Origin of the sequence: Pantoea sp. Morm, assembly GCF_016643525.1 — a bacterium.
Taxonomy (GTDB): Bacteria; Pseudomonadota; Gammaproteobacteria; order Enterobacterales; family Enterobacteriaceae; genus Pantoea; species Pantoea dispersa.
In genome coordinates, this window is the sequence record NZ_VOQX01000045.1 from 12,276 (window position 1) to 34,742 (window position 22,467).

At 59.7% G+C, this 22,467-nt stretch carries 20 protein-coding genes; 19 read left to right on the top strand and 1 reads right to left on the bottom strand.

The window, feature by feature from the left end:
• Nucleotides 1-74 precede the first annotated feature (74 nt).
• The 3 genes from cysJ to FT726_RS16090 are packed head-to-tail and all read left to right on the top strand — an operon-like array spanning nucleotide 75 to nucleotide 4,332.
• Nucleotides 75-1,877 (top strand): NADPH-dependent assimilatory sulfite reductase flavoprotein subunit, encoded by a 1,803-nt coding sequence (cysJ, locus tag FT726_RS16080; protein WP_058759740.1) that lies wholly within the window; start codon nucleotides 75-77, stop codon nucleotides 1,875-1,877.
• Complete coding sequence (cysI, locus tag FT726_RS16085) at nucleotides 1,877-3,601, top strand: assimilatory sulfite reductase (NADPH) hemoprotein subunit (RefSeq protein ID WP_021507358.1); 1,725 nt, start codon at nucleotides 1,877-1,879, stop codon at nucleotides 3,599-3,601. Before cysJ ends, cysI begins: the two co-directional genes overlap by 1 nt.
• Complete coding sequence (locus FT726_RS16090) at nucleotides 3,598-4,332, top strand: phosphoadenylyl-sulfate reductase (protein ID WP_288424838.1); 735 nt, start codon at nucleotides 3,598-3,600, stop codon at nucleotides 4,330-4,332. The genes cysI and FT726_RS16090 overlap by 4 nt, the downstream gene beginning before the upstream one ends.
• 55 nt (nucleotides 4,333-4,387) lie before the next feature.
• Here FT726_RS16090 and FT726_RS16095 read toward each other — a convergent pair whose 3' ends face one another.
• Nucleotides 4,388-5,407 (bottom strand): aminopeptidase, encoded by a 1,020-nt coding sequence (locus tag FT726_RS16095; RefSeq protein WP_058775990.1) that lies wholly within the window; start codon nucleotides 5,405-5,407, stop codon nucleotides 4,388-4,390.
• 248 nt (nucleotides 5,408-5,655) lie between these two features.
• Between FT726_RS16095 and cysG the strand changes: the two genes are divergently transcribed.
• The 16 genes from cysG (at nucleotide 5,656) to nlpD (ending at nucleotide 22,453) form a co-directional block, all read left to right on the top strand.
• The gene (gene cysG, locus FT726_RS16100) at nucleotides 5,656-7,071 is read left to right on the top strand and encodes a siroheme synthase CysG (protein WP_346303067.1); all 1,416 of its coding nucleotides are present in this window, start codon (nucleotides 5,656-5,658) and stop codon (nucleotides 7,069-7,071) included.
• Nucleotides 7,072-7,080: 9 nt separating this feature from the next.
• The gene (cysD, locus tag FT726_RS16105) at nucleotides 7,081-7,989 is read left to right on the top strand and encodes a sulfate adenylyltransferase subunit CysD (protein ID WP_021507354.1); all 909 of its coding nucleotides are present in this window, start codon (nucleotides 7,081-7,083) and stop codon (nucleotides 7,987-7,989) included.
• A 10-nt stretch (nucleotides 7,990-7,999) separates the two neighbouring features.
• Entirely contained in the window at nucleotides 8,000-9,427 is a 1,428-nt protein-coding gene (gene cysN / locus FT726_RS16110) for a sulfate adenylyltransferase subunit CysN (RefSeq protein WP_058759743.1), read from the top strand.
• On the top strand, nucleotides 9,427-10,032 hold the full coding sequence (cysC, locus tag FT726_RS16115; protein WP_021507352.1) for an adenylyl-sulfate kinase: 606 nt from the start codon (nucleotides 9,427-9,429) through the stop codon (nucleotides 10,030-10,032). The genes cysN and cysC overlap by 1 nt, the downstream gene beginning before the upstream one ends.
• Nucleotides 10,033-10,086: 54 nt before the next feature.
• A complete protein-coding gene (locus FT726_RS16120) occupies nucleotides 10,087-10,407 on the top strand; it encodes a DUF3561 family protein (RefSeq protein ID WP_021507351.1) in 321 nt (106 codons plus the stop codon).
• 170 nt (nucleotides 10,408-10,577) lie between these two features.
• Nucleotides 10,578-10,895, top strand: coding sequence for a cell division protein FtsB (gene ftsB / locus FT726_RS16125; protein ID WP_021507350.1), 318 nt, complete (start codon nucleotides 10,578-10,580; stop codon nucleotides 10,893-10,895).
• 3 nt (nucleotides 10,896-10,898) lie between these two features.
• Nucleotides 10,899-11,615 carry a 2-C-methyl-D-erythritol 4-phosphate cytidylyltransferase gene (gene ispD, locus FT726_RS16130; RefSeq protein WP_127834485.1) on the top strand — a complete coding sequence of 239 codons (717 nt, stop codon included), beginning with the start codon at nucleotides 10,899-10,901 and terminating at the stop codon, nucleotides 11,613-11,615.
• Nucleotides 11,615-12,097: a 2-C-methyl-D-erythritol 2,4-cyclodiphosphate synthase gene (gene ispF / locus FT726_RS16135; RefSeq protein WP_031279680.1), complete on the top strand. Its 483-nt coding sequence runs from the start codon at nucleotides 11,615-11,617 to the stop codon at nucleotides 12,095-12,097. The genes ispD and ispF overlap by 1 nt, the downstream gene beginning before the upstream one ends.
• Nucleotides 12,094-13,137 (top strand): tRNA pseudouridine(13) synthase TruD, encoded by a 1,044-nt coding sequence (truD, locus tag FT726_RS16140; protein ID WP_346303068.1) that lies wholly within the window; start codon nucleotides 12,094-12,096, stop codon nucleotides 13,135-13,137. Before ispF ends, truD begins: the two co-directional genes overlap by 4 nt.
• Before the next feature lie 15 nt (nucleotides 13,138-13,152).
• On the top strand, nucleotides 13,153-14,196 hold the full coding sequence (locus FT726_RS16145) for a LacI family DNA-binding transcriptional regulator (protein WP_021507346.1): 1,044 nt from the start codon (nucleotides 13,153-13,155) through the stop codon (nucleotides 14,194-14,196).
• Between the two features lie 158 nt (nucleotides 14,197-14,354).
• Nucleotides 14,355-15,425, top strand: a complete 1,071-nt coding sequence (locus FT726_RS16150) for an SIS domain-containing protein (RefSeq protein WP_150059292.1) — start codon at nucleotides 14,355-14,357, stop codon at nucleotides 15,423-15,425.
• Between the two features lie 30 nt (nucleotides 15,426-15,455).
• Nucleotides 15,456-16,823, top strand: coding sequence for a PTS transporter subunit EIIC (locus FT726_RS16155; RefSeq protein ID WP_346303069.1), 1,368 nt, complete (start codon nucleotides 15,456-15,458; stop codon nucleotides 16,821-16,823).
• A 79-nt stretch (nucleotides 16,824-16,902) separates the two neighbouring features.
• Nucleotides 16,903-18,294, top strand: coding sequence for an OprD family outer membrane porin (locus tag FT726_RS16160; RefSeq protein WP_346303070.1), 1,392 nt, complete (start codon nucleotides 16,903-16,905; stop codon nucleotides 18,292-18,294).
• 11 nt (nucleotides 18,295-18,305) lie between these two features.
• Nucleotides 18,306-20,150 carry a glycoside hydrolase family 9 protein gene (locus FT726_RS16165; RefSeq protein ID WP_058780259.1) on the top strand — a complete coding sequence of 615 codons (1,845 nt, stop codon included), beginning with the start codon at nucleotides 18,306-18,308 and terminating at the stop codon, nucleotides 20,148-20,150.
• Between the two features lie 385 nt (nucleotides 20,151-20,535).
• On the top strand, nucleotides 20,536-21,162 hold the full coding sequence (locus FT726_RS16170) for a protein-L-isoaspartate(D-aspartate) O-methyltransferase (RefSeq protein WP_021507341.1): 627 nt from the start codon (nucleotides 20,536-20,538) through the stop codon (nucleotides 21,160-21,162).
• A gap of 166 nt (nucleotides 21,163-21,328) precedes the next feature.
• On the top strand, nucleotides 21,329-22,453 hold the full coding sequence (gene nlpD / locus FT726_RS16175) for a murein hydrolase activator NlpD (protein WP_058776000.1): 1,125 nt from the start codon (nucleotides 21,329-21,331) through the stop codon (nucleotides 22,451-22,453).
• Nucleotides 22,454-22,467: the final 14 nt, after the last annotated feature.

Here is a 22,467-nt window from a genome sequence, read left to right on the forward strand (position 1 = left end):
TATACAGGCCGGTAACCTACCCACTCTTCCGCCGCTTCCCGGTACGGATTTCTGACACTGGAATTTTTAACGCGATGACGACTCAGGCACCCCCAGCGATGCTTCCGCTATCCCCGGAGCAAATTGCGCGCTTACAGGCCGCGACCACCGATTTCAATCCAACGCAGCTAGCATGGCTCTCTGGCTACTTCTGGGGCATGGTTAATCAGGCACCGGGCACCGTTGCCGCGCCTGCGCCAGTCGCCGCTGAGGTGCCGGGCATTACGCTGATCTCCGCCTCCCAAACCGGCAATGCGCGCCGGCTGGCCGAGCAGCTGCGTGACGATTTGCTGGCGGCGAAACTGAGCGTCAACCTGGTGAATGCCGGCGACTATAAATTCAAACAGATCGGTCAGGAAAAACTGCTGGTCATCGTGACCTCAACGCAGGGCGAGGGCGAACCGCCGGAAGAGGCGGTAGCGCTGCATAAATTCCTGCTGTCGAAGAAAGCGCCGAAGCTGAGCGATACCGCCTTTGCCGTGTTCGGTCTTGGCGATACCTCCTATGAATTTTTCAGTCAGGCCGGTAAAGACTTCGACCAGCGTCTGGCCGAACTGGGCGGCGAACGCCTGCTGGATCGCGTGGATGCCGATGTTGAATACAGCGAGCTGGCCAGCGCCTGGCGTCTGCAGCTCACCGATATTCTCAAAGCGCGCGTGCCGGCGGAACCGGCAGCGCAGCTGGCAGCCAGCGCGGCTGGCAGCGTCAACCTGGTGGACAGCAGTCCTTACACCAAAGAAGCGCCGCTCACCGCCAGCTTTGCCCTGAACCAGAAAATTACCGGTCGCAACTCAGATAAAGACGTGCGCCATATCGAAATCGATCTGGGGGATTCCGGTCTGCGTTACCAGCCAGGCGATGCGCTCGGCGTATGGTATGAAAACGATGCTGAACTGGTGCAGGAGCTGCTGCAGCTGGTATGGCTGAAAGGCGATGAGCAGGTCGAGGTGCGCGGAGAAACTCTGCCGCTGGCCGAGGCGCTGCAGAAACATTTCGAACTGACGGTTAACACGCCGCAGATCGTCGAGCAGTATGCGGCCCTGTCGCGCAACGAGGCGCTGCTGGCGCTGGCGGGCGACAAGCCGAAACTGCAAAGCTTCGCGCAGAGTTTCCCGATTGTCGACATGGTGCGCCAGGCACCCACCGAACTGAACGCCGGCCAGCTGACTGGCCTGCTGCGTCCGCTGACGCCGCGGCTTTACTCCATCGCCTCGTCGCAGGCGGAGAGCGAAACCGAAGTGCATATCACCGTCGGCGCGGTGCGTTATGAAATTGACGGCCGTCAGCGCGGCGGCGGCGCTTCTACCTGGCTGGCCGATCGGCTGGAAGAAGATGGCGAAATCCGCGTGTTCATCGAGCATAACGATAATTTCCGCCTGCCGGCCAATCCGGATGCGCCAGTGATCATGATCGGCCCGGGCACTGGCATTGCCCCGTTCCGCGCCTTCATGCAGCAGCGTGAAAACGACGGTGCCAGCGGCAAAAACTGGCTGTTCTTTGGTAATCCGCACTTCACCGAAGATTTCCTCTATCAGGTAGAGTGGCAGAAATACGTTAAAGACGGTCTGCTGACCCATATCGATCTGGCGTGGTCACGCGATCAGGCCGAAAAGATTTATGTACAGGATAAAATCCGCGCCAGAGGGGCGGAAGTGTGGCGCTGGATTGAAGAGGGCGCGCACCTGTACGTCTGCGGCGACGCCAATCGCATGGCGAAAGACGTTGAACAGGCATTACTGGATGTGGTGGTCGAACACGGCGGCATGGATCGTGAAACCGCTGACGAATTTTTAAGTGAGCTGCGCATTGAGCGCCGTTATCAGCGAGACGTTTACTAATGAGCGAAAAACATCCTGGACCGCTGGTGGTTGAAGGCAAACTTTCCGACGCTGAGCGTCTGAAAAAGCAGAGCAACTACCTGCGCGGCACCATTTTAGAAGATCTCGACAATGGCCTGACCGGCGGCTTTACCGGCGATAACTTCCTGCTGATCCGTTTTCACGGCATGTACCAGCAGGATGACCGCGACATCCGCGCCGAGCGCGCCGCGCAGAAGCTGGAACCGCGTCATGCGATGATGCTGCGCTGCCGTCTGCCGGGCGGCATCATCACGCCAACGCAGTGGCTGGCGATTGATAAATTTGCCACCGACAAAACGCTGTACGGCAGCATTCGCCTGACTAACCGTCAGACGTTCCAGTTTCACGGCATTCTGAAGAAGAACGTCAAGCCAACTCACCAGATGCTGCATGAAGTCGGACTGGACGCGCTGGCCACCGCTAACGACGTTAACCGTAACGTGCTGTGTACCTCGAACCCGGTGGAGTCAGAGCTGCATCAGGAAGCGTACGAGTGGGCGAAAAAGCTTTCCGAGCACCTGCTGCCGCAGACGCGCGCCTACGCCGAGATCTGGTGGGATCAGGAGAAGGTCGCCACCACCGATCAGGAGCCGATCCTCGGTGAGACCTATCTGCCACGTAAGTTTAAAACCACCGTGGTGGTGCCGCCGCATAACGATGTCGATCTGCATGCGAACGATCTGAACTTCATCGCCATTGCGGAGAACGGCAAGCTGATTGGCTTTAACCTGCTGGTCGGCGGCGGCTTGTCGATTGAGCACGGCAACAAAGCCACTTACGCGCGCACCGCCAGCGAGTTTGGCTATCTGCCGGTGGAGAAGATCCTTGATGTGGCTGCAGCGGTGGTCACCACGCAGCGCGACTGGGGTAACCGTACCGATCGTAAAAATGCCAAAACCAAATACACGCTTGAGCGCGTCGGCGTCGAAACCTTTAAAGCCGAAGTCGAGAAGCGTGCCGGCCTGACCTTCGAGCCGATTCGCCCGTACGAATTTACCACCCGTGGCGATCGCATCGGCTGGGTGAAGGGCATCGACAAAAAATGGCACCTGACGCTGTTTATCGAAAACGGTCGCCTGCTGGATTATCCGGGCCGTCCGCTGAAGCGCGGTATCGCGGAGATTGCCAAAGTGCATCAGGGCGATTTCCGCCTGACCGCCAATCAGAACCTGATTGTGGCCGGCGTACCGGAGGCGCAGAAAGCGCAGATCGAAGCCATTGCGCGTGAGCACGGCCTGATGGAAGCGGTCACGCCGCAGCGTGAAAACTCCATGGCCTGCGTGGCCTTCCCGACCTGTCCGCTGGCGATGGCTGAAGCCGAACGCTTCCTGCCGTCCTTCGTCAGCAAAGTGGAGGAGATCATGCACCGCCACGGCGTCGGCGAAGAGCACATAGTGTTACGCGTTACCGGTTGTCCGAACGGTTGCGGGCGTGCCATGCTGGCCGAACTGGGCCTGGTGGGCAAAGCGCCGGGCCGTTACAACCTGCATATTGGTGGTAATCGCATCGGCACGCGCATCCCGCGCATGTACCGCGAAAACATCACGGAAAACGAAATCCTCGCCAGCATCGATGAGCTGGTGGCGCGCTGGGCCAGCGAGCGCACGGCGGATGAAGGGTTTGGTGACTTCGTGATTCGCGCGGGCATTGTGCAGCCGGTGGTCGATCCCGCCCGTGATTTCTGGGACCCGGAGGCAGTATGACACTACCCGATCTCGCCAGCCTGAACAGCGGCAGCAAAGTCGATCGCATCATGGCGCTGGCGGAAAGCAACATCCAGCTGGAAAAACTCTCCGCCGAACAGCGCGTCAGCTGGGCGCTGGAGCAGCTGCCAGGCGCCTTTGTGCTGTCGTCGAGTTTTGGTATTCAGGCGGCGGTGCTGGTGCACATGGTCACGCAGCAGCGCCCGGATATTCCGGTCATCCTCACCGATACCGGTTATCTGTTCCCTGAGACCTACCGCTTCATTGATGAACTGACGCAGCAGCTGAACCTGAATCTGCAGATCTTCCGCGCCGAAACCTCACCGGCGTGGCAGGAAGCACGCTACGGCAAGCTGTGGGAGCAGGGCGTTGAAGGGATCGAGCAGTACAACCAGCTGAACAAAGTCGAGCCGATGAACCGCGCGCTGCAAACGCTGGGTGCGCAGACCTGGTTTGCCGGCCTGCGCCGCGATCAGTCCGGCAGCCGTGCCAGCCTGCCGGTACTGGCCGTGCAGCGTGGCGTGTTCAAAATCCTGCCGATCATCGACTGGGACAACCGTCAGGTGCACCAGTATCTGAAGCAGCATGGGCTGAAGTACCATCCGCTGTGGGACGAAGGTTACCTCTCCGTGGGCGACACGCACACCACGCGCAAGTGGGAGCCGGGGATGGCCGAGGAAGAGACGCGCTTTTTCGGCCTCAAACGCGAATGCGGGTTACACGAAGGCTGATGGGCGCAATTGCTGCGAGTGCGCATCGGTGCGCACCCGCAAAACCGGCAAGATCTTACAACGTCGGATTAGCCAGCTCCGTCAGCAGCGGCTGCAAAATGCGTACGCTGTCGCGCGTGCGCTGATGGATGCGCCCCGGCAGCCAGTGGTCGATGTAAGTCAGATTATCGCGCCCGGTCTGGTGGCGCACCGTACCCTCCGGAAAATGCGGTGACCGCGCGCGCTGCTGCTCACCGGCTTTATTGCCCAGCGCCCAGTTGGCTGCGGTAACGTCCAGCAGCGGAATCCCGGCTTTATCAAACGGATTAACGCCCGGGTAATCGCGTGCGGTCAGCACGTGGCTGGCGGCCGTGATGCCGTAACGGTGCGCAATCTGCAGGGCGCGCGCGCTGGTCTGCTTGCGTACTGCCGCTGGCGTATTCATGCCGTTATTAAAGTAGAGGCGATCGCCAACGATCAGGCTATTCAGATCGATCACCAGCAGCGTATCTTTCTTCTCCTGCACGCTCATGCGCGCCAGATAATCATCCATACCGTGTAAACCGGCTTCGCCTGCGCTCAGTGCCACAAAGCGCACGCCATAGTGCAGCGGCGTTTGACTCAGCGCCTGCGCCAGCTCCAGCATCACGCCCAGCCCGGAAGCGTTATCGTCCACGCCCTGCAATCGCAAACCGCCGAGATTATTGTCTGCCTCGTGCTGGCTGAGCGGTGTCCAGGTATCCAGATGGGTGACGATCAGAATCTCCTGCGGCACGCTGCCGGCGCGAGCGGCGATCACCGAGGTTGCCGTCACTTTATGGCGGCGCGTGATGCCCTGTTTCTCCAGCCAGTTATAGCTGGTATTAAACTGCCGGGTATTGCTCTGATAACCAAGCTGGGTGAACTGCTGCTGCAGATAATCTGCCGTCATCAGCTCGGCCGGGCTGCCGCTCATGCGGCCGGGGAAATAGGTGGCGATGTGACGCAGCTGCTGTTCGGCAAAGTGGCCAGGGGCGATCGCTGCAGCCTGCGCCAAAAGAGGCAAACCGCCGGCAATCAGTGCTGCCAGCACGCTGCGGCGGAGAGTGGCAAACATAGTGGTTGTCCTTTTCTGACATCCCGTCAGGGTAAAAAAATTCTGAGTTAGTATGAAACTGTGACGCCGCCTGCACAATTTGTATCGCTCCGAAACACCAGCAATATCATTTGTTAAGCACAAATTGTTATCAGCAATCCCGGTGCGTTATTCCATTTGGTAACTACTCATGCTAATTCGTAATTTCATCTGCCAGAAGGCGGGGACGTATAGTCGCGTTAACTTATTGTAAAACTAACAAGGTTAACGTGGATTACTTGCCTCTCTTTGCCGATCTCAAAAACCGTCCGGTGCTGGTGGTCGGCGGTGGCGAAATCGCTGCGCGTAAAATTGAGCTGCTGCGGCGTGCCGGTGCGCACGTGCGGGTAGCCGCGCGCGAGCTCGGCCATGAACTGCAGGCGCTGCGCGACATTAACGCCATCGAGTGGATTGCTCAGCACTTCGACGCAGCGCAGCTGGACGATGTTTTCCTCGTGATTGCCGCCACCGACGATAACGCCCTCAACGCGCAGGTATTTGATGCCGCCAATGCGCGCCACAAGCTGGTGAATGTGGTCGACGACCAGCCAAAATGCAGCTTTATCTTCCCGTCGATTGTTGACCGCTCACCGCTGGTGGTGGCGATCTCCTCCAGCGGCACCGCGCCGGTGCTGGCGCGTCTGCTGCGTGAAAAAATCGAAGCGCTGCTGCCCGCCAATCTTGGGCAGATGGCCGAAGTGGCCGGTCAGTGGCGCGACAAAGTCAAACAGCGCTACCACAAAATGTCTGACCGTCGTCGCTTCTGGGAGCGCGCCTTCAATGGCCTGTTTGCCAGCCAGATGGCGGCGGGTAACGTCAACGAGGCGCGCCGCACGCTCGATCGCGAACTGGAAAACACCTCTGATAATCAGGGTGAAATCACGCTGGTCGGTGCAGGACCAGGCGACAGCGGTCTGCTGACGCTGCGCGGGCTGCAGGTGATGCAGCTGGCCGATGTGGTGCTGTATGACCATCTGGTCAGCGACGAGGTGCTGGAGCTGGTAAGACGCGATGCCGATCGTATCTGCGTCGGCAAACGCGCCGGCGCCCATTCGGTGCCGCAGGAAGAGACCAATCAGCTGCTGGTGACGCTGGCGCAGCAGGGCAAGCGCGTGGTGCGCCTGAAAGGCGGCGATCCGTTTATTTTTGGCCGCGGCGGCGAAGAGCTGCAGGCGGCGCAGGCGGCGGGCATTCCGTTCCAGGTGGTGCCGGGCATCACCGCGGCCGCGGGCGCTACCGCATATGCCGGTATTCCGTTAACCCACCGCGATTATGCCCAGAGCGTGCTGTTTATTACCGGTCACTGCCGCGCCGATGGCGACGGTATCGACTGGCCGTCGCTGGCGCGCGCGCGTCAGACGCTGGCAATTTACATGGGCACGGTGAAAGCGGCGGAAATTGCCGCCGGGCTGATCGAACACGGCCGCGCGCCGTCAACGCCAGTGGCGGTGATTGGTCGCGGCACGCGCCAGGATCAACAGGTGCTGACCGGCACCTTAGCACAACTCGATGCGCTGGCTGCTGCCGCGCCAACGCCAGCGCTATTAGTGATTGGCGAAGTGGTGAATCTGCACGGGCAACTTGCCTGGTTCCAACATTCGGCACAGCAGGGGGCTCGCGAGTCCGCCGTTGTCAATTTGGCTTGAGGAAAAATTATGGACCAAAATCGTCTCACTCATCTGCGCCAGCTGGAGGCAGAGAGTATCCATATCATCCGCGAGGTGGCGGCCGAGTTCAGCAATCCGGTGATGATGTACTCCATCGGTAAAGACTCCTCGGTGATGCTGCATCTGGCGCGCAAAGCCTTCTATCCGGGCACGCTGCCGTTTCCGCTGCTGCACGTTGATACCGGCTGGAAATTCCGTGAAATGTACGAGTTCCGCGATCGCACCGTGAAAGCGATGGGCGCAGAGCTGCTGGTGCACCGTAACCCGGAAGGCGTGGCGATGGGTATTAACCCGTTCGTGCACGGCAGCGCCAAACATACCGACATCATGAAAACCGAGGGCCTGAAGCAGGCGCTGAACAAATACGGTTTTGATGCGGCGTTCGGTGGCGCACGCCGTGACGAAGAGAAGTCGCGCGCCAAAGAGCGTATCTATTCGTTCCGCGATCGTTTCCACCGCTGGGATCCGAAAAACCAGCGTCCGGAGCTGTGGCACAACTACAATGGCCAGATCAACAAAGGCGAAAGCATTCGCGTGTTCCCGCTCTCCAACTGGACCGAGCTGGATATCTGGCAGTACATCTTCCTGGAAAACATCGAAATCGTGCCGCTGTATCTGGCTGCACCGCGCCCGGTGCTGGAGCGCGACGGCATGCTGATGATGATTGATGACGATCGCATCAACCTGCAGCCGGGTGAAGTGATTAAGCAGCGTATGGTGCGTTTCCGTACCCTCGGCTGCTGGCCGCTGACCGGCGCGGTGGAATCCGAGGCGCAGACGCTGCCGGAAATCATTGAAGAGATGCTGGTCTCCACCACCAGTGAACGTCAGGGGCGCGTGATTGACCGCGACCAGGCCGGTTCGATGGAACTGAAAAAACGTCAGGGTTATTTCTAAGGAGACGCCGATGAATACCGTTATTGCCCAACAGATTGCCGAGCAGGGCGGCGTTGAAGCCTGGCTGACCGCGCAACAACACAAAAGCCTGCTGCGTTTCCTCACCTGCGGCAGCGTCGACGACGGCAAAAGTACGCTGATTGGCCGTCTGCTGCACGATACGCGCCAGATTTATGAAGATCAGCTGTCGTCGCTGCACAATGACAGCAAACGCCACGGCACCCAGGGCGAGAAACTCGATCTGGCGCTGCTGGTTGATGGCCTGCAGGCCGAGCGCGAGCAGGGCATCACTATCGATGTGGCCTATCGCTATTTCTCCACCGAGAAGCGCAAGTTCATCATCGCCGACACGCCGGGGCACGAGCAGTACACCCGCAACATGGCGACCGGTGCCTCAACCTGCGATCTGGCGATCCTGCTGATCGATGCGCGCAAAGGCGTGCTGGATCAGACCCGTCGCCACAGCTTTATTGCCACGCTGCTGGGCATCAAACATCTGGTGGTGGCGATCAACAAGATGGATCTGGTGGCGTACAGCCAGGAGACCTTCGAGCAGATCAAACAGGATTACCTCGATTTTGCCGCGCAGCTGCCGGACGATCTTGATATCCGCTTTGTGCCGATGTCGGCGCTGGAAGGCGATAACGTCGCCACCCCGAGCGTAACCATGCCGTGGTACAGCGGCCCGACGCTGCTCGACGTGCTGGAGACGGTAGAGCTGAAGCGCGTGGTCGACACGCAGCCGATGCGCTTCCCGGTGCAGTATGTTAACCGGCCGAACCTCGACTTCCGCGGCTATGCCGGCACGCTGGCGTCGGGCGTGGTCAGCGTCGGCCAGCGGGTGAAAGTGCTGCCGTCCGGTGTGGAATCCAGCGTTGCGCGTATCGTCACCTTTGACGGCGACCTGCAGCAGGCGGCCGCCGGTGAGGCGATTACCCTGGTGCTGAACGATGAGATCGACATCAGCCGTGGCGATCTGCTGGTGGATGCCGCAGCCGATTTGCAGGCGGTGCAGTCCGCGACCGTCGACGTGGTGTGGATGGCGGAACAGCCGCTGCAGCCGGGACAAAGCTATGAAGTGAAAATTGCCGGCAAGAAAGCGCGTGGCCGCATCGAAAAGATTCTCCATCAGGTGGAGATCAATACGCTGGAAAAACGCGCGGTCGACAGCCTGCCGCTCAACGGCATCGGTCTGGTAGAAGTGACCTTCGATGAACCGATGGTGCTGGATGCTTACCAGCAGAACCCGGTGACCGGCGGCATGATCTTTATCGATCGCCTGAGCAACGTGACCGTCGGTGCCGGCATGATCCATCAGCCGCTGAGCGCCGCGCGCAGTCAGGCTGGCCAGTACAGTGATTTCGAGCTGGAGCTGAACGCGCTGGTGCGCCGTCACTTCCCGCACTGGAACGCACGCGACCTGCTGGGCGGTCAGTAATGGCGCAGCACGACGAAAACGTGGTGTGGCATGACCATCCGGTCACGCGCGCTGAACGCGAACAGCAGCACGGCCATCGTGGCGTGGTGCTGTGGTTTACCGGGCTCTCTGGCTCGGGTAAATCCACCGTGGCCGGTGCGCTGGAGCAGGCACTGCACCGGCTGGGCGTCAGCACCTATCTGCTGGACGGCGACAATGTGCGTCACGGCCTGTGCCGCGATCTCGGTTTCAGCGATGAAGACCGCAAAGAGAATATCCGGCGCGTGGGTGAAGTGGCGAAACTGATGGTGGATGCCGGACTGGTGGTGCTGACGGCGTTCATCTCGCCGCACCGTGCCGAGCGCCAGATGGTGCGCGATCTGCTCGGTGACGGACAGTTTATCGAGGTGTTCGTCGATACGCCGCTGGCGGTGTGCGAAGCGCGTGATCCGAAAGGCTTGTATAAAAAAGCCCGTGCCGGCGAGTTGCGTAACTTCACCGGTATCGACAGCGTTTACGAGGCGCCAGACGCGCCGGAAATCCAACTGGATGGTGAACAATTGGTTACAAAACTGACCGGCCAATTGTTAGACCTGCTGCGCCACCACGATATCATCAGATCCTGAACCGACAGCGGCAAATCTCACGGTTTGCCGCGCTTTAGCGTCAACAGGATCTCTATGCAGAACGTTACCCCCATGCTGGCACGCAAAGATGAACGCACCCCGGATGAGCCACGCTCATCACTGCCGGGCGGCGTGATCGGCTTTCTCTCGTACTGGTGTGCGCTGGGCATCCCGTTTCTGCTGTACGGCTCTAACACGCTGTTTTTCTTTCTCTACACCTGGCCTTTTTTCCTCGCGCTGCTGCCGGTTTCGGTGCTGATTGGCATCGTGCTCAGCCTGATGCTGCGTGGCCGGCTGTGGTGGAGCGGTCTGATTACCGCCCTGGTGGTGGTGTGCCTGTTCTGGCTGCTGTTCTCCTTTCTCTCCGGCTGGTAATCCGGCGCTGATGTGCAAACGCATCGGCAGGTTACAAAACTTTACCTGCCGTCTGGCGCTTTTCCCGTCATTATTTGTCCAGACAAATCTGCTTGCGCGCCATTTTCGCTGCCGCAGTGGAGTCCGGAGTCAAGTTATGGGATGATTGAGCCGTTTTTCAGGGGGCGGGGATGGGAAAACTGACGTTACTGCTGCTCGTGCTGCTGGGATGGTTGCAATACTCTCTGTGGCTGGGCAAGAACGGTATCCATGATTACACGCGCGTCAGCGAAGACGTGGCGTCACAACAGGCGAATAACGCCAAACTCAAAGCGCGTAACGATCAACTGTTTGCCGAAATTGACGATCTCAATGGCGGTTCAGAGGCGATTGAGGAACGCGCACGCAGCGAGCTGGGCATGATCAGGCCTGGCGAGACTTTCTATCGTCTGGTGCCAGACCAAAACAAACGTAATGCGCAACAAGCGGCGCAGAACCAACAACGATAAACCATGAATCAGCTCTCTTCCTCTGCGGATGTGATTGCCGTGGTGCCGGCTGCCGGTATCGGCAGTCGCATGCAGGCCGCCTGTCCGAAGCAGTATCTCACTATCGGTCCATTAACCCTGCTCGAACACAGCGTGGCGCGCCTGCTGGCGCATCCGGCGGTAAAGCAGGTGGTGGTGCCGATCAGCCCGGATGACGGCTGGTTCGATAGCCTGCCGCTGGCGCAGGATGCCCGCGTGCTGCGCGTCACCGGTGGCGAAACCCGCGCCGAGTCGGTGCTGGCCGGATTACAGACCATCCGCCACAGCGCCTGGGTGCTGGTGCATGACGCGGCGCGTCCGTGTCTGCATCCCGATGATTTAGCGCGTCTGCTGGCGGTGCGTGAGCACAGCAAAGTCGGCGCGATTCTGGCGGCACCGGTGCGCGACACCATGAAGCGCGCGGAGCCGGGTAAAGGTGCCATTGCGCATACCGTCGAACGCGATGACTTATGGCATGCGCTGACGCCGCAGTTTTTCCCGCATGCGCTGCTGACCGCCTGCCTGACGCGCGCGCTCAATGAAGGCGCGACCATCACTGATGAAGCCTCGGCGCTGGAGTACTGCGGTTATCATCCTGAGCTGGTCAGCGGACGCAGCGACAACATTAAGGTAACGCGGCCGGAAGATCTGGCGCTGGCGGCCTTCTATCTCACTCAGATTCAGTTAAAGGAGCACGCATGATGCGTATCGGTCACGGTTTTGACGTGCACGCGTTTGGCGGCGAAGGTCCGCTGGTGATTGGCGGGGTGCGTATTCCCTTCGAACAGGGCTTTATTGCGCATTCTGACGGCGATGTGGCGCTGCATGCGCTGACCGACGCGCTGCTGGGCGCGGTGGCGATGGGCGACATCGGCAAACTGTTCCCGGACACCGATCCGGCATTCAAAGGCGCCGACAGCCGCGGTTTGCTGCGCGAAGCCTGGCGTCGCATCCAGCAGAAGGGCTACCGCATCGGCAACGTCGATGTCACCATCATCGCTCAGGCACCGAAAATGCTGCCGCACGTGCCGCAGATGCGCGTCAACATCGCCGAAGATCTCGGTTGCCACATGGATGATGTCAACGTCAAAGCCACCACCACCGAGAAGCTGGGCTTTACCGGTCGCGGTGAAGGTATTGCCTGCGAAGCCGTGGCGCTGCTGGTGAAGGCCGATCGGGCATGAGTGAGCTGCTCTACCTGCACGGCGTGCCCGCTGCCACTGGGGTGATTAAAGCCAGTCCCGAAGATTTCGTGGTAATTGAAGATCTCGGCTATCCCTATGACGGCGAAGGCGAGCAGCTGCTGGTGCGCATCCGTAAAATTGGCTGCAACACGCGTTTTGTCGCTGAGGCGATCGCCAAATTCCTCGGCGTGCATCAGCGCGATCTCAGCTATGCCGGCATGAAAGATCGCCACGCGGTCACCGAGCAGACGCTGTGCTTCCGCGTGCCGGGCACGGCGATGCCCAACCTTGCCGGCTTCCAGCTGGAAGGCGTGGAGATCCTGCAGGTGATTCGCCACAAGCGTAAACTGCGCACCGGCGCGCTGGCGGGCAATGCGTTTCGTCTGGTGGTACGTCAGGTGTCCGATCGCGCGCAGGTGGAATCGCGGCTGCAGCGAATTCAGCAGCAGGGTGTGCCCAACTACTTTGGCGAACAGCGCTTTGGCCGCGGCGGCAATAACCTGACGCAGGCGCGCCTGTGGGCAGAGGAGAAATTCCGTCCACGCGACCGCAGTATGAAAGGCATTCTGCTGTCGGCGGCGCGCAGCCAGCTGTTCAATCAGCTGACCAGCGCGCGCCTGCAGCGTGACGGTGCGCTGGATCGCGTGCAGCCCGGCGATGCGCTGCAGCTCAGCGGGCGCGGCAGCTGGTTTGTTGCCCAGACGGACGAGTTACCTGCGCTGCAGCAGCGTTTGGATAACCACGAGCTGCGCATCACCGCACCGCTGGCCGGACGCGGCGAGCTGGGCACTCAGGGCGAAACGCTGGCGTTTGAACAGCAGCAGCTGGCGGGCGTGGCCGATCTGCTGGGCCTGCTGGAGCGTGAACGCGTCGATGCGGCGCGGCGCGCCATGCTGGTGGTGCCGAAAGATCTGCAATGGAACTGGTGGGATGACGTCACGCTCGAGCTGCAGTTCTGGCTGCCGGCCGGCAGTTTTGCCACCAGCGTAGTGCGTGAGCTGCTGAGCAACGGCGCGGCGGCCCCGCTCGGCGACGAATAAGCGAACCCGGCGACGATGAGCAAAAATCTCACCATCAAGGATATTGCCGTACTCGCCGGTGTGTCGATCACCACCGTCTCGCGCGTGCTCAACAAGCATGCGTGGGTATCGGAAAAAACCCGCACGCGGGTGGAACAGGTGATCGCCGAGCATCAGTTCAGCCCCAACCTGATGGCGCGCGGCATGATATCGCGCCAGAGCTACACCCTCGCGGTGATTGTCTCTGACATCACTAACCCTTACTTCGTCACGCTGGTGGCGCAGATTCAGCAGGCCTGTCTGGCCATCGGTTACAAAATCACCCTGTACGATACCCAGTCGGCCAACCGCAGCCCTCAGCACGACGATGACGAAAGCGCGATTTTTCAGTCGATTATCGATAGCCAGATCGATGGGGTGATCGTGCTCGGCGGCCACAGCGACTATGCGCCGATTCCGGCCGGCTACCTGACGCTGCTGGAATCGCTGATGGACAAAATGGCGGTGGTGGTGGTGGGGCAGCCGCATCCTGCTGGCCGATGGCCGTGCGTGATGCGCGACCAGCAGCACTGCGTCGGGCTGGCGGTGAATCATTTGCTGGCGCGCGGCCTGCGTGATATCGCGTTTATTGGCGGTTCGCGCAAAGTGTGGGTGACGCGCGAGCGCGTCAGTCATTTCCACGCCACGCTGCAGCAGGCCGGCATTACGCCGCGCGACAGCTGGATCTGCCTGAATAACTTCTATCCTGAACACGGCTATCAGGCGGTTGATACGCTGTGGCAGCAGGCAGAGCAACCGCAGGCGCTGGTGGCAATCAACGATCGCGTGGCGATGGGCGCGATCCGCGCGTTACGCGATCGCGGCATTGACGTGCCTGAGCAGGTAGCAGTCATCAGCTGCGAGCGCTTCCCCGGCAGCGAGTATTTTATCCCGCGCCTGACCAGTGTCGATCACCAGAATCCGCAGCTGGGGCAAAACATTATCACCATGATGATGGCGCAGCTGGACGGCAGCTTAAGCCCGCACGCGCGCTGCAGCGCACCGCTAAAGCCGGTATTGATCCCCGGCGAATCCGCCTGATCTTCTCCCCTTAAACGTTCCGCCTGCTTTCGTTGCGCTTTGTTAGCGCGATCGCAATTTCACGATCCTCACGTTGACTTAATATGCGCCATTAAATAAGTTGGCTCACAACATGAAAACGTTTTCAGGTTGGCGGAAAAACAGTTTAAGGAGCGGTAATGAAACCCACCATGATGACCTACATCCACCAGCAACCCGAGGTGCTGAGCCATCTGCTGGCGTGCTATCCGCAGGGATTACCGGTGCTGGGCAAGGCAAAAACAGTGCTGATTCTGGCCACCGGCTCCAGCATCAACGCCGCGCTCAGCGCCAAATATTACGTTGAGCAACTGACCGGCGTACGCATCAGCGTGCAGGAGCCGTTCCATTTTCAGCACTACGAGCAGTGGGATCCGGCGACCGATCTGGTGATCGCGATTTCACAGAGCGGCGAGAGCACTTCGACGCTGGCGGCGATCGACGCGCTGAAAAAACAGCACGGCGTGGCAACCTGGGGCATCACCAGCAAAATCACCAGTCCGCTGGCGCAGGCGGTGGATCACGCCGTAGACATCATGAACGGCGAAGAGCGCGTCGGGTATGTCACCAAAGGCTATGTCGCCACGATCCTGACGCTGATGCTGATTGGCGTGCACAGTGCGCGCCACAGCGGTCGCCTCAGCGCAGAGCAGGAGCAGCAGGCGCTGACGCAACTGCAGCACGGCGTCGACGCGATTCCGGACATCATCGCCCGCACCGAGCGTTTCTGGCAGCGCTGGCAGGACGATCTCACTGCGGCGCCACGCTTTATCTCGATTGGCTTTGGTCCGGCGATTGGCGTGATCAAAGAGATGGAGACCAAATTCAGCGAAACGGTGCGCGTGCCGTCGCAGGGCATTGAACTGGAAGCATTCATGCACGGCCCCTATTTCGAAATCAATCCGCAGCACCGGCTGTTCTTTATCGATGTCGAGGCGCCGGTGCGCGAACGCCTGCAGCTGCTGCGCCAGTATGAGCAGCGCGTGACGCCGCACGTCTGGAGCCTGTGTCTCGGGGAGAGCGATGATGCGCGCACGCTGGCACTCGGCGTGGAGGTCAGCGAATGGATGGCGCCGCTGCTGATGGTGATTCCGTTCCAGATCCTCGCGCATCACATCGCTGAAGCCAAAGGCAACAATCTGCCGCAGCGCATATTCACTGATTTTGGCGTGGCGATGAAGAGCAAAACCAAACCGGGTGATTACGACTAACGCCGGGCGCGAGCCATAAGGATAACAACCATGAAACTCGATTACGTGAAGCTGGCGCAGGCCATCAGGGAACAGGTCGGCGGCGACGATAATATCAGCCACATTTCACACTGCGCCACGCGACTGCGGCTGACGATAAACGATCTGGCCAGTGTCGATATGCCGGCCATCAGTAGCCTGCCGGGCGTCATCCGCGTGGTGAACGCGTCCGGGCAGCTGCAGATTGTGGTCGGGCCGCAGGTCGAACAGCTGTATCAGGCGATGCAGCAGGGCGCAGCGCCGGTGGCCGAACCGGTGAAGCCCGGCAAAGACGAGCGCGGCGTCGCGGGTAAAATGCTGGCCACGCTCGGCGCTATCTTTACGCCCTACATTGGCGTACTGGCTGGCATCGGGGTGATCAAAGGCATCATGGTGCTGCTGCAGACGCAGGGCTGGGTGGCGGACGATGACCTGCTGTTCGCCATGTTCAACGCGCTGGCCAGCGGCGTGTTTGTCTTCCTGCCGCTGTTTATTGCCGTTACCGCGGCAGACCGTTTCGGTGCCAGCCGTTTCACCGCGCTGGCGCTGACGGCGGCGATGGTGTTTCCGCTCACCCAGCCGGATCTGCCGGCGCACTTTACGCTGTTCGGCCTGAGCATCAGCCTGAAGATTTACGGCGGCGCGGTGATTCCGGCGATTCTGGCGGTACTGCTACTGAGCAAGGTTGAGCGCCGGCTGAAACAGTGGATCCCCGAGGTGGCAGCGCTGGTGTTTGTGCCGTGCCTGTCGCTGCTGATTTGCGGTTTTGTGGTGTTCACGGTGATTGGCCCGCTGGCAGATTACGTTGGCGTCGGCATCGCCAGCGGCTACAGCTGGCTCTATCAGCTCAGCCCGATGATCTCCGGCGCGCTGCTGGCGGGCATTGGTCAGCTGTTCGTGGTGTTTGGTGTGCACTGGGGCATCATCCCGCTGGCGCTGATCAATATTCAGGTGCAGGGCTATGACACCATCATGGCGATGTTTATGTCGGCGGTGATGGGGCAGTTTGGCGCGGTTACCGGCGCGATCTTCATCGCCCGCAGCCTGCGCGACCGGCAGATTGCAATCTCGGCGTCGCTGTCAGCGTTCTTTGGCATCACCGAACCGGCGCTGTACGGCGTCAATCTCAAGTACCGCATGCTGTTTATCTTCGGCTGCATCGGCGCGGCGCTCGGCGGTGGCATCACCGGGCTGCTGCAGGTGAAAACCTACAGTTTCCTGCCGGTGCTGAACGTGTTTGAACTTGGCCTGTTCGAAGGTCCTGAGTCGAAGATGATCTATGAAGTGGCGGCAATTGCCGTGGCTTTCCTCACCCCATTCATTCTGACGCTGATTTACGGCCGCTGGACGCTGCGCAGCGTGAATAAAACCGGCGCCTGATGCGCTGATTCGTTAACACCAAAACAGGGAAATCGCATGCGGCTACTTCGCAGGGCCGCGTGCACCTTAAGGAAAGGTCATGAACACATTCACCAGGAGAAACAAGGCAGCGCTGCTGCCGCTGGCCACCCTGATGCTGGGCGCGGCACCGCCGGCGCTGGCGGAAGGATTTGTTGAAGACAGCACGCTGGAGGGCACCGTCTATTACTGGCAGCGCCACCGTGAGCGTAAAGATCTCGATCCGCACAGCACGCACTATCAGCACTATCAGACCAACCTGCATCACAGCACGCTGACCGGCGCGCTCGATTATCAGTCCGGCTATCTGGCCGATACCGTGGGCATTGATGTGGCAGCCTTCGCCACCTGGGATCTGTTTGAAGGCAGCCCGGCGCATCCCAATGAGATCAGCTTCAGTCACGGGCCTTCGATGTGGGAAGACCGTGGCGTCGGCGAACGTAACGGGCTGGATCTCTACCGTGCCGCGCTGAAACTCAAAGCCGGCGACTACTGGCTGCGGGCCGGTTATATCCAGCCGAGCGGTCAGACGCTGCTTGGCACCCAATGGGGATTTCTGCCCGGCACCTACCAGGGCGTGGAAGTCGGGGCAGTCTATGACTATGGCGCTGCCGGCGCGCTGTCGCTGTCGTGGATGGGCGCCAACAAGTACAAAGCACCGTGGTATCGCAAAATGTACGAGTTTCGCGAAATCGACCGGCAAACACGCATTCCTTGTCTGCACTCGCTGGGCGCGAAGTATGACTTCAAAAACGGCAACACGCTGGAGCTGGCGTGGGGTGAATCTCCGCATTATCTCGACAAATATTTCGCCAAAGCGGCGCGTCAGACCACGCTGTGGGATAACCCGTTCAGCGTCAGCTGGCAGTTCTACGGCTCGCAGGATCGTACCGGTCGCCATGATGTTTACGATGAATTTGCCTGGCAGCAGGGCCTGACGCTGGCGTACCAGTGGGATCGCTACCAGTTCCGGCTCGAGGGCAGCGCGGTACACGCACCGGGGAAACAAGGTTACTACACCGTGGCGATGACGCCGATCTATCCCAACTCCGCGGGCCGCATCGATATGTGGTGGGATTCGCGCTCTGACTTCAACGCCGACGGCGAAAAAGCGCTGTTTGCAGGCCTGATGATCGATCTCAGCGACATCGTCTGGCCGGGCGTCAGCATCGGTGGCTCGTTTGCCTGGGGCTGGGACGGTAAACCGGCGCGCGGTGGCGACTGGTCGCAGCAGCAGCGTCTGACGGAAACCGCCATCAATGGCGATCTGGTGTGGCAGGTGCAATCCGGCTGGGCCAAAGACACGGTATTTAAGCTGCATCTCACCGCCTACAACAACCATAGCGATAACCCCAGCTGGGGCGGCGGCTATGGCAACGTTTTCCAGGATGAAAAGGACGTCAAATTCATGATGATTGCCCCTTTTAGCCTGTTCAATCACTCACGACACTAAGGATGATGACCATGAGGATTCGCTTCTCCGCGCTGACCGCAGCGCTGTTACTGGCCGGGCTGGCGCACGCCGAAACCCACGTTTTAATCAATCAGGTCGGCTACGATGTTGCTGCGCCGAAAAACGCCATCGTGCAGCTGACCGGCGACTCGCGCGCTAAACCGCCGGTGAAATTTACCCTGCTGGATAATGAGACCAATAAAGCGGTGCTGAGCGGCACGCTGCAGCCGCAGGGTGACGTGCCGGGCTGGGGCGATCGCACCTTCTATCGTGCCGATTTCTCCGGCTGGCAAACGCCGGGCCGCTACGTGCTGCAAACCACCAGCAGCGACGGCGATGTGCGCTCCGGGCCGTTCATTATTGGTGCCGATCTGCTCGAGCGCTATACGCTGTCCGATGTAATTGCCTATTTCAAAAGCCAGCGCGTCACCGGCCTGTTCGATAAGGCGGACCGCAAACTGCCGCTGCCACCGGGCACCGGCAGCGGCACGGTTGACGTCCACGGCGGCTGGTATGACGCCACCGGCGATTACGGCGTGCACCTGTCGCACCAGAATCTGACCTCTTATTTCAATCCGCAGCAGGCGCCGCTGGTGGCGTGGAGCTTACTGCGCGGTTATCAAAATCTCGGGGCGCGGGATAACCCGAACTTTGATGAGTATCGCCGGCGCATGCTCGACGAAGGGCTGTACGGTGCCGATTTCCTGGTGCGCATGAAGCGGCCGGGGGAATCCTTCTTCCAGGCGATCTCATCGCCGGGCAAAGAGAAGCTGGCTCAGGACCGGGTGATCGCCAATCCCAACTGGCGCACGCAGATCAAAGAGAAGGAGTCAGATTCCACCATTGTTGAAGAGGAGGCGGTCGGCCCGCTGGCGTGGCAGGCCAGTTTCCGCTCCGGTGCCGGCATGTCAATTGCCGCGCTGGCGCTGGCCAGCACCATGGAAAATGACGGTAACTTTACGCGGCAGCAGTATCTGCAAACCGCAGAAGATGCCTTTGCCTTCCTGCAGAAAAATAATCTGCGCATGGTGAACGACGGCAAAGAGAACATCGTGGATGATTACACTGCGCTGCTGGCGGCTACCGAGCTGTACCGCGCCTCGCAAAAAGCGGTGTATCTGGCTGCGGCGCAGCAGCGCGCGGAGAGCCTGATGGCGCGACTGACGTCGCTGGATAACTGGCATGACTACTGGCGTGCCGACGGCGAAAAACGCCCGTTCTTCCATCCGTCCGATGCCGGTCTGCCGGTGATTGCGCTGCTGGAGTACGCGCGTATCGCGCCGCAGGCGCAGCAGGCGAATATCCGCCAGACGGTGAAACGCTCGCTGGGCTTTGAGCTGGCGGTCACCAAAGAGAGCAATAACCCGTTTGGCTATGCGCGCCAGCTGATTCAGCTGAAAGACGGCGTGAAGCGCACCAGCTTCTTCTTCCCGCACGACAGCGAAGCTGCGCCGTGGTGGCAGGGCGAAAACGCGCGTATCGCCTCGCTGGCCGCCGCCGCCCGTCAGGCGATGCCGCTGTTTGCCGACGATAAAGCCTTTACGCAGCAGCTGCAGAGCTATGCCTGGGATCAGCTCAACTGGATCCTCGGTCATAATCCGTACGACGTCAGCATGCTGACCGGCAGCGGCTATCGTCACATCAGCTATCTGTTCTTCAATTCGTGGAAATACACCACGCTGCCGGGCGGTATCGTCAACGGCATCACCGGCGCGTCGAATCAGGTGGCGGACGGCATCGCCTTTGATGAAGGCTATGCGGTTACACGGAAGGATGACGACTGGCGCTGGGCGGAAGGCTGGCTGCCGCACTCGGCCTGGTATCTGTATGCGGTGAGCTTACCGGATCGTCACTGAGGTGATAAATCAGCCCGGCATTTCGCCGGGCTTTTTACTGGGTGCCATTGCGTTTGACTGCTTATTGTTGCGACAACTGCCGACGGTTGCGTGATTTACGCCTACCACTTCCCGCGCCTCACCGCTAGAATGCAAACATCCTTGTGCCGCCAGCGCAGGACCGCTTGCGCCGCTGAAGGCGCAAAACGGGCGCGGCGGTCGGTGGACCGGTTAATGAAAAAGGTCAGAATCAGATGCGGATACGGCTCAGCAACGATGATGGAATTCAGACTCCCGGCATTGGCGTGTTCCCTGGCGTGAAGACATTACGACAGGTTGATCCTGGCGCCGGCGCGGCGCGGAAGAGGGCAGGCGACGGACTGTACCAGGCTGAGGTGAACCCGGCATGGTAAACCGGCGCATCGAAACGCTTCTGGCCCAACTGCGCACGCAGGGTATTCACGATGAGCATCTGCTGAAAGCCATCGCTGATGTCCCCCGTGAACGCTTTATCGACGAGGCTTTTGAACATAAAGCCTGGGAAAATGTGGCGCTGCCGATTGGCAATGGCCAGACTATTTCTCAGCCTTATATGGTGGCGCGCATGACGGCGCTGCTGGAACTGAACCCGACCTCGCGCGTGCTGGAAATTGGCACCGGTTCGGGTTATCAGACCGCCATTCTCGCGCATCTGGTTAACCACGTTTACTCGGTTGAACGCATCAAAGGGCTGCAGTGGCAGGCGAAACGCCGCCTGAAGCAGCTCGATCTGCATAACATTTCCACACGCCACGGCGACGGCTGGCAGGGCTGGGCCGCGCGGGGTCCGTTTGATGCCATTATTGTGACTGCCGCACCGCCAGAAATTCCGACTGCGCTGATAGCGCAACTGGGAGAAGGCGGCAAAATGGTGCTGCCGGTGGGTGAGGACCAGCAGGTACTTAAGCGCCTGCGTCGTCAGGGTGGTGAAATCATTGAAGAAACGATTGAGCCGGTGCGCTTTGTGCCGCTGGTTCAGGGCGATCTGGCATAAAGCCATCTTACGTATTTCTTCACAATCGTTACATGGCATGGCGCAGTTGATATTGTTACTATCCTTGTTAATCAATGCGAAAGCGCGTTTTTGACGGCACAGCTAGTGAATCATGCGGTCAACGTCGACACACAGTTTTATCCAGGATTGCCATCACGGGGGATCAATGAGCACGGGAAGCACAGTATTTCAATTACGCCGTCTGGCGGCACTTTCACTGGTCGGTTTTTGGCTGGCAGGCTGTAGCTCTGGCGACAACACACAAGCCCCCATCAGCCAGATTGGCAGCAACAGCGGTGACAGCGGTATGGCTGCAGCTCCCACCACAGGCGGCGGCATGATCGCCGCGCAGAACAGCACCGTGCCGGCGATGCCGCGTGGTGGAATGTTAAGCGGTGGTACACCATCAGCCGCGCCTGCAGGTGGAATGGTTAGTGGCAATAATAATGTGACCACCGAAAATGGTCGTATTGTGTACAATCGCAATTATGGGAATATTCCTAAAGGCAGCTACGGCGGTGAAACCTACACCGTTAAGCGAGGCGATACGCTGTTCTATATTGCCTGGATTACCGGCAATGATTTCCGCGATCTGGCACAGCGCAATAATATCGCGGCGCCCTATAGCCTGAGCGCCGGGCAGACGTTGCAGGTGGGTAACGGTAACGGTCAGACCATCACCGGTGGTAACGCGATAACCGCAGCGGATGCCACGCAGGGCGGCGTTCCGGTGGCATCGAATCAAACGCAAATTAAATCCACCCCTGTTGCACAGCAACCTGTTATTACGTATTCTGATGATTCGGGTTCGACAGGCGGGAAAATGCTGCCGTCGAAAGGGGCAAATAATGTGGCAACGACCACAGCTCCGGTTACCGCACCGCCCACAGTTAGCAGCACAACTAATAGCACAACACCAGTGGGAAGCTGGCGTTGGCCAACTGATGGGAAGATCATCGATAACTTCTCCGCTGCGGAAGGCGGAAACAAAGGGATCGATATCGCCGGGTCGCGTGGACAACCTGTCGTCGCCACTGCATCAGGAAGAGTGGTATACGCAGGCAACGCGCTACGCGGGTACGGTAATTTAATCATCATCAAACACAACGATGATTACCTGAGTGCCTACGCCCACAACGATACCATGCTGGTCCGGGAACAACAGGAAGTTAAGGCGGGGCAAAAAATCGCTACCATGGGTAGCACCGGAACCAGTTCAGTAAGATTGCACTTTGAAATTCGTTACAAGGGGAAATCCGTAAACCCGTTGCGTTATTTACCGCAGCGATAATCCGGCAGAACCTT

Bases quoted from the DNA above. Each gene is read 5' to 3' on its own strand.
- cysJ (WP_058759740.1), top strand. From the start codon at position 75: ATGACGACTCAGGCACCCCCAGCGATGCTTCCGCTATCCCCGGAGCAA.
- cysI (WP_021507358.1), top strand. From the start codon at position 1,877: ATGAGCGAAAAACATCCTGGACCGCTGGTGGTTGAAGGCAAACTTTCC.
- FT726_RS16090 (WP_288424838.1), top strand. From the start codon at position 3,598: ATGACACTACCCGATCTCGCCAGCCTGAACAGCGGCAGCAAAGTCGAT.
- FT726_RS16095 (WP_058775990.1), bottom strand. From the start codon at position 5,407: ATGTTTGCCACTCTCCGCCGCAGCGTGCTGGCAGCACTGATTGCCGGC.
- cysD (WP_021507354.1), top strand. From the start codon at position 7,081: ATGGACCAAAATCGTCTCACTCATCTGCGCCAGCTGGAGGCAGAGAGT.
- cysN (WP_058759743.1), top strand. From the start codon at position 8,000: ATGAATACCGTTATTGCCCAACAGATTGCCGAGCAGGGCGGCGTTGAA.
- cysC (WP_021507352.1), top strand. From the start codon at position 9,427: ATGGCGCAGCACGACGAAAACGTGGTGTGGCATGACCATCCGGTCACG.
- FT726_RS16120 (WP_021507351.1), top strand. From the start codon at position 10,087: ATGCAGAACGTTACCCCCATGCTGGCACGCAAAGATGAACGCACCCCG.
- ftsB (WP_021507350.1), top strand. From the start codon at position 10,578: ATGGGAAAACTGACGTTACTGCTGCTCGTGCTGCTGGGATGGTTGCAA.
- ispD (WP_127834485.1), top strand. From the start codon at position 10,899: ATGAATCAGCTCTCTTCCTCTGCGGATGTGATTGCCGTGGTGCCGGCT.
- ispF (WP_031279680.1), top strand. From the start codon at position 11,615: ATGCGTATCGGTCACGGTTTTGACGTGCACGCGTTTGGCGGCGAAGGT.
- truD (WP_346303068.1), top strand. From the start codon at position 12,094: ATGAGTGAGCTGCTCTACCTGCACGGCGTGCCCGCTGCCACTGGGGTG.
- FT726_RS16145 (WP_021507346.1), top strand. From the start codon at position 13,153: ATGAGCAAAAATCTCACCATCAAGGATATTGCCGTACTCGCCGGTGTG.
- FT726_RS16150 (WP_150059292.1), top strand. From the start codon at position 14,355: ATGAAACCCACCATGATGACCTACATCCACCAGCAACCCGAGGTGCTG.
- FT726_RS16155 (WP_346303069.1), top strand. From the start codon at position 15,456: ATGAAACTCGATTACGTGAAGCTGGCGCAGGCCATCAGGGAACAGGTC.
- FT726_RS16160 (WP_346303070.1), top strand. From the start codon at position 16,903: ATGAACACATTCACCAGGAGAAACAAGGCAGCGCTGCTGCCGCTGGCC.
- FT726_RS16165 (WP_058780259.1), top strand. From the start codon at position 18,306: ATGAGGATTCGCTTCTCCGCGCTGACCGCAGCGCTGTTACTGGCCGGG.
- FT726_RS16170 (WP_021507341.1), top strand. From the start codon at position 20,536: ATGGTAAACCGGCGCATCGAAACGCTTCTGGCCCAACTGCGCACGCAG.
- nlpD (WP_058776000.1), top strand. From the start codon at position 21,329: ATGAGCACGGGAAGCACAGTATTTCAATTACGCCGTCTGGCGGCACTT.